At 74.1% G+C, this 13,136-nt stretch carries 12 protein-coding genes; 3 read left to right on the top strand and 9 right to left on the bottom strand.

Features of this window, described 5'->3' with window-relative positions; genetic code table 11:
- Position 1 precedes the first annotated feature (1 nt).
- Both ACIBPB_RS28330 and ACIBPB_RS28325 read right to left on the bottom strand, forming a co-directional pair.
- On the bottom strand, positions 2 to 1,696 hold the full coding sequence (locus tag ACIBPB_RS28330; protein ID WP_396842502.1) for an ABC transporter permease: 1,695 nt from the start codon (positions 1,694 to 1,696) through the stop codon (positions 2 to 4).
- Positions 1,681 to 2,442 (bottom strand): ABC transporter ATP-binding protein, encoded by a 762-nt coding sequence (locus tag ACIBPB_RS28325; RefSeq protein ID WP_357318871.1) that lies wholly within the window; start codon positions 2,440 to 2,442, stop codon positions 1,681 to 1,683. The genes ACIBPB_RS28330 and ACIBPB_RS28325 overlap by 16 nt, the downstream gene beginning before the upstream one ends.
- A gap of 216 nt (positions 2,443 to 2,658) precedes the next feature.
- Here ACIBPB_RS28325 and ACIBPB_RS28320 point away from each other — a divergent pair, with 216 nt between their 5' ends.
- Together ACIBPB_RS28320 and ACIBPB_RS28315 are read left to right on the top strand one after the other, a co-directional pair.
- The gene (locus tag ACIBPB_RS28320; RefSeq protein ID WP_396842500.1) at positions 2,659 to 3,159 is read left to right on the top strand and encodes a SigE family RNA polymerase sigma factor; all 501 of its coding nucleotides are present in this window, start codon (positions 2,659 to 2,661) and stop codon (positions 3,157 to 3,159) included.
- Positions 3,152 to 4,000 (top strand): hypothetical protein, encoded by an 849-nt coding sequence (locus tag ACIBPB_RS28315; RefSeq protein ID WP_396842498.1) that lies wholly within the window; start codon positions 3,152 to 3,154, stop codon positions 3,998 to 4,000. Before ACIBPB_RS28320 ends, ACIBPB_RS28315 begins: the two co-directional genes overlap by 8 nt.
- A gap of 15 nt (positions 4,001 to 4,015) precedes the next feature.
- On the opposite strand, the gene ACIBPB_RS28310 is transcribed toward ACIBPB_RS28315, so the two are convergent.
- From ACIBPB_RS28310 to ACIBPB_RS28280, 7 genes are all read right to left on the bottom strand, one after another.
- Positions 4,016 to 5,656 carry a cation acetate symporter gene (locus ACIBPB_RS28310; protein ID WP_396842497.1) on the bottom strand — a complete coding sequence of 547 codons (1,641 nt, stop codon included), beginning with the start codon at positions 5,654 to 5,656 and terminating at the stop codon, positions 4,016 to 4,018.
- Between the two features lies 1 nt (position 5,657).
- A complete protein-coding gene (locus tag ACIBPB_RS28305) occupies positions 5,658 to 6,122 on the bottom strand; it encodes a hypothetical protein (protein WP_396842594.1) in 465 nt (154 codons plus the stop codon).
- A 186-nt stretch (positions 6,123 to 6,308) separates the two neighbouring features.
- Positions 6,309 to 6,971, bottom strand: a complete 663-nt coding sequence (locus tag ACIBPB_RS28300; RefSeq protein WP_396842496.1) for a DUF5701 family protein — start codon at positions 6,969 to 6,971, stop codon at positions 6,309 to 6,311.
- An 82-nt stretch (positions 6,972 to 7,053) separates the two neighbouring features.
- Positions 7,054 to 7,818: a LytTR family DNA-binding domain-containing protein gene (locus ACIBPB_RS28295; RefSeq protein WP_357318859.1), complete on the bottom strand. Its 765-nt coding sequence runs from the start codon at positions 7,816 to 7,818 to the stop codon at positions 7,054 to 7,056.
- Entirely contained in the window at positions 7,815 to 9,038 is a 1,224-nt protein-coding gene (locus ACIBPB_RS28290) for a histidine kinase (RefSeq protein ID WP_357318856.1), read from the bottom strand. Before ACIBPB_RS28290 ends, ACIBPB_RS28295 begins: the two co-directional genes overlap by 4 nt.
- Positions 9,039 to 9,070: 32 nt before the next feature.
- Complete coding sequence (locus ACIBPB_RS28285; RefSeq protein WP_396842495.1) at positions 9,071 to 10,582, bottom strand: sugar transferase; 1,512 nt, start codon at positions 10,580 to 10,582, stop codon at positions 9,071 to 9,073.
- 327 nt (positions 10,583 to 10,909) lie between these two features.
- Positions 10,910 to 11,770 carry an Fpg/Nei family DNA glycosylase gene (locus tag ACIBPB_RS28280; RefSeq protein ID WP_396842494.1) on the bottom strand — a complete coding sequence of 287 codons (861 nt, stop codon included), beginning with the start codon at positions 11,768 to 11,770 and terminating at the stop codon, positions 10,910 to 10,912.
- 24 nt (positions 11,771 to 11,794) lie between these two features.
- Here ACIBPB_RS28280 and ACIBPB_RS28275 point away from each other — a divergent pair, with 24 nt between their 5' ends.
- A complete protein-coding gene (locus ACIBPB_RS28275) occupies positions 11,795 to 13,075 on the top strand; it encodes a glycosyltransferase family 4 protein (protein ID WP_396842493.1) in 1,281 nt (426 codons plus the stop codon).
- Positions 13,076 to 13,136 lie beyond the last annotated feature (61 nt).

The raw sequence follows: 13,136 nt of genomic DNA, 5'->3' as shown, positions 1-13,136 counted from the left end.
GTCAGCGCCTCGGGGTGACGGCGGCCAGCAGTTCCGGCTGGCGCCGGTCCAGCGCGTCGCCGGCCAGGTACGCCCCGAGCAGCGCCCCGCCCAGCCCGTACGCCGCGCCGACTGGCAGGGCCAGCCAGAGCCAGACGTCACCGAGCAGCGCCGCGGCCACCACCAGCGGCACCCCCAGCGCCGCCGAGGCGACCATGGAGACCAGGCTGAGCAGGCTCTTCGCCACCCCCGAGCCGGTGTTCATCGCGAACGGGTTGCTCGTCTCCGGCAGGGCGAAGCCGCCGAGCACCGCCACGAAGGAGTTGACCGCCAGCCCGCAGCCGTACGCGGCGAGCAGGGCCCCGGCCATCACCCCGAGCCAGCCCGGCCGCCCGAGCGCGACGGCCAGCACGATCGCCACGGCGATCAGGATCGGCACCACGTAGAGCGAGAACGCGGCCATCCTGGCCCGCAGCTCCACCCGCCCCGGCACCCCGGCCACCACGTTCGCCGCGTACGCGCTGCCGTCGAAACCGAACTGGTTCGCCAGGGTGACCGAGGCGAGCACACCGACGAAAAGCATCGAGAGGCTGACCAGCACCGGCGACGCGTCCGCCGCCGCCTGGCCGAACGCCTGACCGCCGTCCTCGATCAGCCGGGAGCCACCCAGGTTGACCATCACCGGCACGAACACGCCGACCACCGCGATGGTGATCAGGTTGGCCCGCCGCCGGGCGTCCCGCCACCAGTAGCGGCACTCCCGGGCGACCAGCGCGCCGAACCGGTCCCGCCGGGCCCAGCCGACCGCCCGGGGGAAGAGCTGCCCGACGGCCCCACCGATCGGGCCGCGCCGCTGCCGCGCCGGTCCGGCGCTGGTCGCGCCGACCATCGCCGACTCGAGCGTCCGCGACCACCAGAGCAGCAGCGCGCCCACCGTCAGCGCGGTGATCAGGAGCTTCAGCGCGGCGGCGCCGCCCCGGCCCTCGGCCACGTCGATGCCGACGGTCCACGGCGCCCCGAACGGCGTCCACCCGAGCACCCGGGCCACCCCGGTCAGCCGGTCCCAGTCGGCGCGCTGGACCGCCGCCGCCACGAAGATCTGCACCGGCCCGAGCAGCGCGGCCAGCACCGCGAGCAGCACCGCGGCCAGGTCGCGTACCCGGCGGGACCGCAACATGGTGGCGAATGCGCTGGTCACCGCGCGGGCGGCGGCCACGCAGAGCAGCAGCCCGCCGGCGGCGCCGAGCACCGCGACCAGCGCGGCCAGCCAACCGCCGAGCGCCCCGGCGGTCACCACCAGCCCGGTCACCGCGAGCAGCGTCGCCAGCACCGGCACGCTGATCAGGGCGGCGGCGAACAGGCCGGTGACCAGGGTGCGCCGGGACAGCGGGAGCAGGGCGAACCGGGCCGGGTCCAGGGTCTCGTCCACGCCGAAGAAGACCAGCGGCAGCAGCAGCCAGCCCAACACCAGCAGCCCACCGCCGAACGCGGCGACCAGCAGCGCGTAGCGGGGCTCGCCGGCCAGACCGGGGGCGGCCAGCGCGAAGAAACCGCCGGCGGCGAACCAGAGCCCGAAGAACAACCCCACCACGAAGAGCGCGACCCGCCAGCCCTGGCCCCGGAAGTTGTTGCCCATCACCCGCAGCTTGAGCCGGACGAAGTGTCGGGCCGAGACCGGCCGGGCCGGCGCGTCCGGTGCGCTCACCGGGACAGCCACGACAGCTCCTCACCGGTGGCGGTCCGGCCGCCGACCGCCGTCACGAAGACCTCCTCCAGGGGACGGCCGCCGCGCACCTCGTCGAGCGTGCCGACCCGGCTGATCCGGCCCTGGGCGAGGATCGCCACGTGCGTGCAGAGCCGCTCGACCACCTCCATCACGTGACTGGAGAAGACGACCGTGCCGCCGCCGACCACGTAGCGGTGCAGGATGTCGCGGATCAGCGCGGCCGAGACCGGGTCGACCGCCTCGAACGGCTCGTCGAGCACCAGCAGCCGAGGGCCGTGCAGCAGCGCGCAGGCCAGGCCGATCTTCTTCTTCATGCCGGCCGAGTAGTCGACCACCAGGGTGCGGCCGGCGTCGCCGAGCGCCAGCACGTCCAGCAGCTCCGCGGCCCGCTGGTCGACCACCGCCGGGTCCATGCCGCGCAGCAGACCGTGGTACGCCAGCAGCTCCGCCCCGCTGAGCCGGTCGAAGAGGCGTACCCCGTCCGGCATCACGCCGAGCAGGCCCTTGGCGCGGACCGGATCGGCCCAGACGTCGTACCCGAGGACCCGGGCCTGGCCGGCGTCGGGGCGCAGCAGGCCGACGGCCATCGAGAGGGTGGTGGTCTTGCCGGCACCGTTCGGGCCGAGCAGTCCGTAGAACGAGCCGGTCGGCACGTCCAGGTCGACGCCGGCGACCGCCACCTTGGTGTCGAACCTTTTGACCAGGCCACGGAGGGACAGCGCGGGGTGCTCAGCCATGCCCCCGACCGTATCCCGCCCGGTCCAGCCGTCGATCCGGCCACAGGATGATCCCCGGTCCTACCTGAGCCGTAGCGCGAACCACCCGGACCCGCGGGCACCGGCCGGACCGCGGCCACGGACGACCGGCAGAACCCGACAGTCGGGACCGGCCGGCGCAACCGGTCCGGACGGTGGCGGGTGTCACAGAGGCAGGGTCGTGGCGGGGGAGGGACATTGGATGCGGACACCGGATTCGACGAGTTCTACCGAACCACCAGGCAACGGGTCGTCACGGTGCTCTACGCGCTAGCCGGTGACCTCAGCGAGGCGCAGGACGCCGCCCAGGAGGCGTACGTCCGGGCCTGGCAGCGCTGGTCGCGGATCAGCGGGTACGACGATCCCGAGGCCTGGGTCCGCATGGTCGGTCACCGGCTCCTGATCAACCGCTGGCGCAAGATCCGGGGTGGCGTCGCCGCGTACCGGCGGCACGGGCCGGCGCCCGCCGTCGGGCCGCCCTCGGAGAACACCGTGCTGCTGGTCACCGCGCTGCGGCGGCTCCCGGCGGAGCAGCGGCACGCCATCGTCCTGTACCACCTGGCCGACCTGTCGGTGGCCGAGATCGCCGAGCAGACCGGCACTCCCGCCGGCACCGTCAAAGCCCGCCTCGCCCGGGGCCGCAGGGCCCTGGCGGCTCTCCTCGACATCAACCTGCCCGAGGAGGTCAGCAATGCCTGAGCCGCTCTTCTCGGAGCTCTACCGGGACACCGAACACCTGGTCTGGGCGCCCGTCGAGCAGGTCCGCCGGCGCGGCCGGCAACGCACCCGCCGTACCCGGATCGCCGCCGTGCTGGCCTGCGCGGTCGCCGTCGCGGTGGTCGCCTCAGGCGCGGTGGCGCTGGCCGACCGCCCGGACGCCACGCCGCCGCTGCCTCCGGCCACCGTCAACCCCACGACGCCGGAGCCGACCCCGCAGCGCACGGCCGACCCGACTCCGAGCGGGAGCCCGGACCCGAGCGGCGGCACGCCGTCGAGCTCGCCCCCGACCAGCGCCGCGGCCGGCAGCGGCCGGGCCGACCGCACCATCCCGGCGGCTGCCACCCTGCAACTCGCCGACCTGCCCAAGGGCTTCACGATGAAGCGGACCAACGGGGGCGGTGACTGGACGTTGGAAGCCGCGACCGCCCACTGCGACGGCCAGGTGCCCGCACTGACGGTCGGCGTGGTGGCCACCACGTTCGTGCAGTTCGACTCGGCCACCGACTGGCTGGTCGAACGGGTCACCCGGCACTCCGGCACCGGCGCCACCACCTCCCTCCAGCGGGTCCGGGGGATCGCCACCGGATGCGAACCGGACCACGTGGAGGAATTCCTCGCCGTCCTCGGCGAGGGGCCGGGCGAGGACGACTGGGTGCTCGTGGCCGGCCAGATCAAGGGGATCCCGAGCCGCTGGCTCTTCGTGCGACGGGGCGATCTGCTGGCGCAGCTCCGGCTGGACCACAAGACGACGCCCAACGAGGCACGCTCGGTGGCGAATCGGGTGGCGGACCGGCTCTGCCTCGGGACCGACGCCTGCTGACGACGCCCGGAGGGGCTAGAGCCGCAGTGTCTCCGGGGCGTGCAGGCGCAGCATGGTGACCCCGACGTCGGGCGGCAGCCGCCGTCGGGTGGCCATCGACACCGCCACCATCACGGTGAACGCCAGCGGCACCGTCCACGCGGCCGGCTGGGTGGTCAGCGTGGCCGGCCAGCCGGTCAGCGGCGGGCCGAGCACGGTGAGCAGCACCGCGCCGATCGCCGCCCCGCCGCCGACCAGCACCCCGGCGGCGGCGCCCAGGTCGGTCAGGCCGCGCCACCAGATGCCGAGCACCAGCAGCGGGCAGAAGCTCGACGCGGCCACCGCGAACGCCAGCCCCACCACCTGTGAGACGTCCAGCCCGGAGACGTTCAGGGCGAGGACCGCCGGCACCCCGCCCGCGATCACCGTGGCCAGCCGGAAACCGCGCACCGAGCCGCGGCCGAGCACGTCCGTGGAGATCACCCCGGCGACGCTGGTGAGCAGCCCGGACGAGGTGGAGAGGAAGGCGGCGAACGCCCCGGCGGAGACCAGCGCGGCGAGCAGCCGGCCCGCAAGGCCCGCCCCGAGGGCCGCCCCCGGCAGCAGCACCACCACCGCGTCGGTCTGGCCGGTGATCAGCAGTTGCGGGGTGTAGATCCGGCCCAGTACGCCGTAGATGGTGGGCAGCAGGTAGAAGACGCCGACCAGGGCGAGCACCACCAGCGTGGTGCGCCGGGCGGCCGCGCCGTCCGGGTTGGTGTAGAAGCGGACCAGCACGTGCGGCAGGCCCATGGTGCCGAGGAAGGTGGCCAGGATCAGCGAGTAGGTGGCGAACAATCCCCGGTCGTCGTCCCCGGCGGTGTCCGGGAGGAGCCAGTCGCCCGCGTCGGTGGCCGTGCCGGCGACCTCCGGCACCGGGTCACCGGCGGCGAAGTCGAGCCGGTCGCCGGGGCGTACCTCCCGGATCTCGCCGTCGGGGAGGGTGAGGGTCGCGCGGTGCTCGACCACGACGGTGGTCGCGGTCCGGAACGCCGGCCCGTCGGGCGGGGTCACCGCCGGGCGGGCGTCGGCCTGCCACTGCAACGCCAGGAAGATCGCGGGTACGGCCAGCGCGGTCAGCTTGAGCCAGTACTGAAACGCCTGGACGAAGGTGATCGCCCGCATCCCGCCCAGCGCCACGTTCGCGGTCACCACCACGGCGACCAGCAGCGCGCCCACCGGGTACGGCGAGCCGGCGACCGTGTTCAACGTCAGCCCGGCGCCCTGGAGTTGCGGCACCAGGTAGAGCCAGCCGATGAAGATGACGAAGACGGTGGCCAGCTTGCGCAGCCGCCGCGAGCCGAGCCGCACCTCGCAGAAGTCCGGCAGGGTGAACGCCCCGGAGCGGCGCAGCGGGGCGGCCACGAAGAGCAGCAGTGCCAGGTAGCCGGCGGCGAAGCCGACCGGGTACCAGAGCACGTCGACGCCGTACTTGAGGATGAGGCCGGCCACGCCGAGGAAGCTCGCCGCCGACAGGTATTCCCCGCCGATCGCGGCGGCGTTCCAGGTCGGGCTGACCGCCCGGGAGGCGACCAGGAAGTCGGAGGTGGTCCGGGCCAGTCGCAGCCCGTAGAAGCCGATCCCCACGGTGACCAGGGTGACCACCACGATCGCCGGGACGACGTACGCGTTGCCCATCTCAGCGCTCCGGCCGCTGGACCAGGTCGGTGAAGTCCTGCTCGTTGCGCTCGGCCAGCCGCACGTACGCCCAGCCGACCCCGATCAGGAAGGGGAAGGCGGCCACCCCGAGCAGCAGCCACGGCAGGTTGACCCCGAGCACGGTGACCCGACCGACCGACGGCGCGATGGCGAAGAGCCAGGGCAGGCCGCCCAGCCCGATCAGCACCAGCAGGCTGAGCCGCAGCGCCAGCGAGAGCTGGGCCCGCATGAGGCCCTGCACCAGGGTCTCGCCGACCCGGGTCTGCTGGGTCAGCTCGGAGCGGGTCCGCTCCGCTCGGCTGGCCGGGCGGGACACCTCGGCCAGCACGATCCGGGTCCGGCGGGACGGCCAGGGGGTGCGCGCACCGGGGGCGCGCGGCCCGGGGGTGTCCGGGCCGGCGGTGTCCGGCTCCGGGGCGCGCGGCCCGGAGACCGGAGCGGCCACCCGCCGCCCCGGACCGTCCTGCTCCCCGGCTCCGGTCATCCCCGGCAGTCTCGCCTGCCCGGTGGGAATGTCAAGAGCACCGGGACGGCGCTGTGGACAACATGTGGATAACGCTTCACTCCTGTGGACAACCCGGTGGATGACCGCTGCCTCGTTGTGGACGACGGGTGGGGACGCCCCCGTGGCTCAGCCGAGTCCGACCCGTACCGGATCGGCGGTGGCCGAGCCGAGCCAGGTGTGCGGGTTGCCGTGCCAGCACCAGCCCAGCTTCGGCGCGCCCTGGCTGATCCAGAGCGCCGGCACCCGCCGGTCGCCGCAGCGCGACCCGACCAGCGAGAAGCACCGGTTGCTGGCCAGGGCGGGCGGGTGCAGGGTGACGAACGCCAGGCCCTCGTCGATGGTGATCGGCAGCCGGCCGGCCGCGGTCATCTGGTCCAGCGCGGTGGCCGGCGGCAGGTTGCGGTACTCCTCGCCCCGGTCCACGTCGAAGAGCAGGTACGCCGGCCCGGCCGGCACCTCCAGCTCCTTGATCGGGTCGAACCTGGGCAGGTCGGCGGCGGGGAAGTTTCGGTCGAGGACGCCGGGCTTGCGCTTGCCGGCGAGCGTGGTCAGCGCGATCCGCTCCGGCACCGGCACCAGCTCGCGGGTGGTCACCAGCAGGAAGGGCACCCGCCCGTCGGTGGGTGCGGCCAGCCCGGCCGCCCCGGCGACGGCCGCTGCGCGCAGCGGGGTGAGCAGGTCGCGGAAGGCGTCCTCGGTCAGCCCGGCGAGGGCGGGGTAGCCGAGCCCCACCAGGCGGTCGAGCTGGCGGTCGAAGTCGGTCGCGGCGTCGTAACGGCTGTCGGGCATGCGGCCTCCACTCTGTCGTACGGCGTCCCGTACAGCGTACGGCCAATGGCGCGTATTCCCGATCCGGCGGAAAAATCTCCGCTCAGCGGTTCCAGTCCTGCTTGGCGGCCCGGACCAGCTTGTCCTTCAGCTCCCGGGTGTGCCGGCGGCTCACCGGCAACTCCGCCCCGTCGATCACCACCACGTACCCCGAGTTGACCAGCCGCAGCTCCGCGATCAGCCGCAGCTGCACCAGGTACGAGCGGTGGATCCGTACGAACCCCGCGTCCGCCCAACGCTCGGCCAGGGTGGCCAGCGAGACCCGGACCAGGTGCGAGCCGTCCGCGGTGTGCAGCCGGGCGTAGTCGCCCTGCGCCTCCACCCAGCGCACCGCCGAGCGGGGCAGCATCCGGGTCGTCCCGGCCAGCTCGATCGGGATGGTCGGGTCCTCCTCGGCCCGGGCCAGGGCCGCCGGGTGCGAGGGGACCACCCGGGAGCCGATCACCCGGCGCAGCGACTCGGCCAGCCGTTCCGCCCGTACCGGCTTGCGCACGTAGTCCGTGGCGCCCAGGTCGAAGGCGTCCACCGCGCCGTCGTCGTACGCGGTGACGAAGACGATCGCCGGTGGCCGAGCGAACCGGCGCAGCACCCGGGCCAGCTCCATGCCGTCCAGCCCGGGCATCCGGATGTCCAGGAAGACCACGTCCACGTCGCCGTCGCGGAGCAGCCGCAGCGCCTCGGTGGCGTCCCCGGCGGTGTGCAGCCGGGCCACCCGCGGATCCGCCCGCAGGTGGTACGCCAGCTCGTCCAGCGCTGGCGGCTCGTCGTCCACCGCCAGCACGCGGAGAAACCCGGTGGCGGTGTTCATGACGTCGCCCGGACCCCGGGATGGAACTTCGGCACCCGCATGCTCACCTTCGTACCCGAGCCCAGGCCCGTCTCGACGACCAGGCCGAACCGGTCCCCGAAGGCCGACCGGAGCCGCTCGTCGACGTTCGAGAGGCCGACGTGCTGCCCTGGGTCGTCGGTCGGGTCACCGCCGGCCGCGGCCAGCTCGGCGATGCCGGCGGTCAGCGTGGTCGGATCCATCCCCACTCCGTCGTCCTCCACCGTGATGTGGCACTCCGCGCCCGCGTCCCGGGCCTCGATGCTCACCATGCCGGTGCCCGGCTTGCGGGACAACCCGTGCCGGACCGCGTTCTCCACCAGCGGCTGGAGGCAGAGGAACGGCAGGGTCACCGGCAGCACCTCCGGAGCGATCTGGAGCCGCACCTGGAGTCGCTCCCCGAACCGGGCCCGCTCGATGGTCAGGTACCGGTCGATCGAGCGCAGCTCCTCGGCGAGGGTGGTGAACTCGCCGTGCGCCCGGAACGAGTAGCGGGTGAACTCGGCGAACTCCAGGATCAGCTCGCGGGCCCGCTCCGGGTCGGTCCGGACGAACGAGCCGATGGCGGTCAGCGCGTTGTAGATGAAGTGCGGGCTGATCTGGGCGCGCAGCGCGCGTACCTCGGCCCGGGCCAGGCGCTCCCGGGACGAGTCCAGCTCGGCGAGGGCGAGCTGATCGCCGGCCCAGTGCGCGGTCTCCAGGGTGGCCTGCACCAGCCCCGGGGCGGGCCGCTCGTCGGCGATCGCCACCAGCGCCCCGACCACCCGGCCGTCCGCGCTCAGCGGGGCCACCACGGCGCCGCGTACCGGGCAGTCCACCAGGTCGCACTGCAGCTCCGCGTCGTGCAGCACGGTCGACCGGCCGGTGCCGGCCGCCCGCTGGGCCGCCGCGAGCAGTTGGTCGCCGTGGTGCGCCCCGCGCCCGTCGAGCGCGAGCAGGGCCTCCCGGTCCGTCAGGGCCAGCCCGGCCGCACCCACCAGGGCCCGCAGATGGCGTACGGCCTTCGCCGCGCCCGCCGCGCTCAGCCCGGCCCGCAGCGGCTCGGCGGCCAGCCCGGCGGTGTGCAGCACCTCGTAGGTGGCGCGCTGGGTGGCGGTCGCGATGCCCCGGCGGCCGCGCAGCCGCAGCACCGCCCAGAGCGCCGCGGCGAGCGCGCTGACCAGCGAGACGACGCCGAACACGGCCGAGAGGTTGCCACCCACGCAGCGATCCTGACGGGTCCGCCTCCGGAGCGCTAGTACGCGCCCTTGCGGGCGAGCACCACCCCGACGGTCCGCCACAGGATGCTCAGGTCGTACGCCAGCGACCAGTTGTCGACGTAGTAGAGGTCCAGCCGGACCGCCTCGTCCCAGGACAGGTCGGAGCGGCCGGAGACCTGCCACAGGCCGGTGATCCCGGGGCGGACCAGCAGCCGGCGCCGCACGTCGCCCAGGAAGTCGCCGTCGTCGGCGGGGAGCGGGCGCGGCCCGACCAGCGACATCTCGCCCCAGAGCACGTTGATCAGCTGGGGCAGCTCGTCCAGCGAGGAGGCGCGCAGGAACCGGCCCACCGGGAAGACCCGCGGGTCCTGCTTCATCTTGAACAGCAGGCCGTCGGTCTCGTTCTGGTCGACCAGGCTGGCCAGGCGCTCCTCGGCGTCGACGTACATGGTCCGGAACTTCCAGACCCGGAAGGTCCGCCCCTCGTGCCCGACCCGGGGCTGCCGGAAGAAGACCGGCCCGGGGTCGGAGATCCGGATGGCGAGCGCGATGGCCGCGAAGAGCGGGATCAGCAGCACCAGGCCGAGCCCGGCGGCCACCCGGTCCATCAGGTTCTTGACCAGCAGCGCCGGGCCCGACAGCGTCGGCTCCTCGACGTGCAGCAGCGGCAGGCCCTCGATCGGGCGGATGTGCACCCGGGGGCCGGCGATGTCGGTGAGCTGGGGCGCGACCACCAGGTCGACGCCGGAGCCCTCCAGTTGCCAGGCCAGCCGGCGCAGCTCGCCGGGCTCGGCGCTGGCCGAGCCGCAGACCGCGATGGTGTCCCCGCCGACCTCGCGGACCAGGGCGAGCACGTCCCGGCCGGCGTAGACCGGCACGGGGGTCTCGATGCCCCGCGCGGCGGCGTACCCGTCGGTGAGGTGGATCGCCACCGGCACCAGGCCGGCGCCGGGGTTGCGGGTGACCGCGGTGTAGACCTCCAGGCACTCCGGCAGGGTGCCGATCAGCACCATCCGGTGCCCGGCCTGGCCGGCCCGGCGGCGGATCGCGTGCAGCAGGAAGCGCGCCATGAACCGCTCAGCCAGGATCAGCATCAACGCGCCGAGCAGGGCGAAGCCCACCGTGTAGCGGGAGAGGTCGGTCTTGGTGGCGAAGGCGAGGAACGACACCGTGGCGGCGACCGCCACCCCGCCCCGGACCACCCGCTTGAACTCGTCGGGGCCGAGCCCGAGGTACCGCCGGTCGTACGCCCGGTTGCCCCAGAGCAGGACCAGCCAGCCGAGCGGCAGCAGCACGAACGCCACGGTGTAGAACCAGGTCGGGTCTTCCTGGGCGTTGTAGAAGCCGGCCCGGGCCTGGCCGAACGCCTCCTGGGCGATCCAGTCGGCCACCACCACCGCGGCGAAGTCGAGCAGGAGCAGCAGCGCGGTGTAGGGGCGGTGCCAGCGGGACACCCGCCGGCGAGCACGGGCCCAAGCCGACCGGGGTACGCCGTTGTGCGACGGCGGTGTCGGCGGCTGGATTTCGAAGCTGTCGACGTGCCGCACGCTCTTGCTCCGGCCTGTGTTGGTTACCGGGCGCTGGAGGCTTGTCGTCACCTCAACCCATGTCCTCCCGCATGACACGCGTCCTCACTCGCAGTGAGGGCCCGGGTCGCCCACCGTTCCAGTCTCCCACGCCGGGCCCGGCCGGGACGGCCTCCCGAAGGGAAGTGCCGTCCGTCGGTGCTCGCGGGGATCTGGCCGGCTCCGTATCGGTTGTGAAGCCGGGGACCGGGCCACTATACCGATGGATGGCGGGCCCGGTAGAGGAGCGGACCGGGAGCTTCGGAGATCCCGGGTCGATTCCTCTCCGTAATCGCAGAGTGGGGTTACTCACCGTACGAGGCGGGACAACCGACGGTCAGCGAGTGGCTTGCCCCCGGTCTGGCAGGTGGGGCAGTACTGGAGGCTCGAATCAGCGAACGACACCTCGCGCACCAGATCGCCACATACCGGGCAGGGCAGGCCCTTCCGGGCGTGGACCTTCAGCCCGGAGCGCTTCTCGCCCTTCAGCTCCGCGGCCCGCTGCCCCATCGACCGCCGGACCGCGTCACCGAGCACGGCCCGGGTCGCCGCGTGCAGGGTGGCGAGCTGGTCGTCGGTGAGCCGGTCGGTGAGCGCGAACGGCGAGAGCTTCGCCGCGTGCAGGATCTCGTCGGAGTACGCGTTGCCCACGCCGGCCAGCACCGCCTGGTCGGTCAGCACTCCCTTGACCTGCCCCCGCCGGCTGCGGAGCCGCTCGGCGAAGGTGGCCAGGTCGGCGCCGAGCGCGTCCGGCCCGAGCTTGGCCACCCCGGGCACCAGCGCCGGATCGGTCACCAGGTACGCGGCCAGCTTCTTCTGGGTGCCGGCCTCGGTCAGGTCGAACCCGGAGCCGTCGTCGAGCCGGACCCGCACCGCGACCGGGCCCTTGCCGGGACGCAGCGGGGTGGTCGACGGGAACGCCTCCCGGTAGTGCAGCCAGCCCGCGCGGGCCAGGTGCACGACCAGGTGCAGCCCGCCCTCGAAGAGCACGTCGAGGAACTTGCCGTGCCGGCCCGCGCCGGCCACGGCCCGCCCGGCCACCGCGCTCGGCGGCGGATCGTACGTCTTCAGGGCGCTGATCGCGGTGATCTCGACGCGCTCGACGCGCCGGCCCACCGCGCGCTCGCGCAGGTAGCCGGCGAGCGCTTCCACCTCCGGTAGTTCGGGCACCGTACAACGGTAGCCTTCTTTCCCGTGAGAATCGTGGTGGCGCACAACCGGTACCGGGAAGCCCAGCCCTCCGGCGAGAACACGATCGTCGACGCCGAGATCGGGCAGCTCACCGCCGCCGGGGTGGAGGTGCTGCCGTTCCTGCGCAGCTCCGACGAGATCCCCACCATGTCGAAGGCGGCCAAGGCGCTGCTGCCGATCTCCCCGATCTGGGCCCCGCAGGCCCAGCACGACCTCGACCGGCTGCTCGTCGAGCACCGGCCCGACGTGCTGCACCTGCACAACCCGTACCCGCTGCTCTCGCCCTGGGTGGTGCGGACCGCGCACAAGCGGGGGGTGCCGGTGGTGCAGACGGTGCACAACTACCGGCAGGTCTGCTCCTCCGGGCTCTACTTCCGGGACGGCGTGATCTGCCAGGACTGCCGGGGCCGGGCGCTGGGCGTGCCGGCCATCGTGCACCGCTGCTACCGCGGCTCCCGGGCGCAGAGCGCGCTGATGGCCACCACGCTGGCCGTGCACCGCCCCACCTGGCGGTCGGTCGACCGGTTCATCGCGTTGACCAGCGCGGTCGCCGACCACCTGCGCGACTACGGCATCCCGGACGAGCGGATCGTGGTGAAGCCGAACGCGGTCCCCGACCCCGGCGCCCCGGCGCCGCTCGGCGAAGGCTTCCTCTATCTGGCCCGGCTCACCCCGGAGAAAGGGCTCGACCTGCTGCTGGAGGCATGGCGGCGGCACCCGGTCGGCGCGCTGGGCCCGCTGCGGATCGCCGGGGACGGCGAGCTGCGCCCGCTGGTCGAGGCGGCCGCCGCCGAGCGACCCGACGTGCACTACCTGGGGCAGCTCGACCGGGCCGGGGTCCGTGCCGCGATCACCTCGAGCGCCGTGGTGCTGGCCACCTCCACCTGGCACGACGTGCTGCCCACCGTGATCATCGAGGCGCTGGCCAGCGGGCGGCCGGTGCTCGGCACCGCGCTGGGCGGCATCCCGTACCTGGTCGGCGCCGACACCCCGCGCGAGCCGGCCGGCACCGGCCCGGCCGAGGTGGCCTCGGCCCCCGCCGGCGCCGCTAGCGGGCCGGCGATCCCGGCGGGCATCAAGCCCGGTGCGGCGGGCTGGGTGGTGCCGCCCGAGCCGGCGGTGCTGGCCGCCGCCCTCCCGGTGGCCCGGGCCGGCGCCGGCGTCCTGGCGACCGCCGCCCGGGCCCGGTACGAGCGGCTCTTCCACCCCGACGTGGTGACCCGGCGCCTGATCGACATCTACGCCGGTGTGGCGGGCAACCGGACGACCCCGGCCCAGCCCTGACGGTCACAAGGGGTAAGCACCGTTCATCGCCGGCACCCGAGCCGCCTGCCGGGTCCGCCCG

This window comes from Micromonospora sp. NPDC049836 (assembly GCF_044465125.1).
GTDB lineage: Bacteria > Actinomycetota > Actinomycetes > Mycobacteriales > Micromonosporaceae > Micromonospora.
The sequence above is the reverse complement of the archived record's forward strand: the minus strand, read 5'-3'. Positions and strand labels throughout refer to the sequence as shown.

Coding starts and splice junctions, on each gene's coding strand:
- ACIBPB_RS28295 (WP_357318859.1), bottom strand. CDS start 7,818: ATGAACACCGCCACCGGGTTTCTCCGCGTGCTGGCGGTGGACGACGAG.
- ACIBPB_RS28310 (WP_396842497.1), bottom strand. CDS start 5,656: ATGGGCAACGCGTACGTCGTCCCGGCGATCGTGGTGGTCACCCTGGTC.
- ACIBPB_RS28300 (WP_396842496.1), bottom strand. CDS start 6,971: ATGCCCGACAGCCGTTACGACGCCGCGACCGACTTCGACCGCCAGCTC.
- ACIBPB_RS28325 (WP_357318871.1), bottom strand. CDS start 2,442: ATGGCTGAGCACCCCGCGCTGTCCCTCCGTGGCCTGGTCAAAAGGTTC.
- ACIBPB_RS28315 (WP_396842498.1), top strand. CDS start 3,152: ATGCCTGAGCCGCTCTTCTCGGAGCTCTACCGGGACACCGAACACCTG.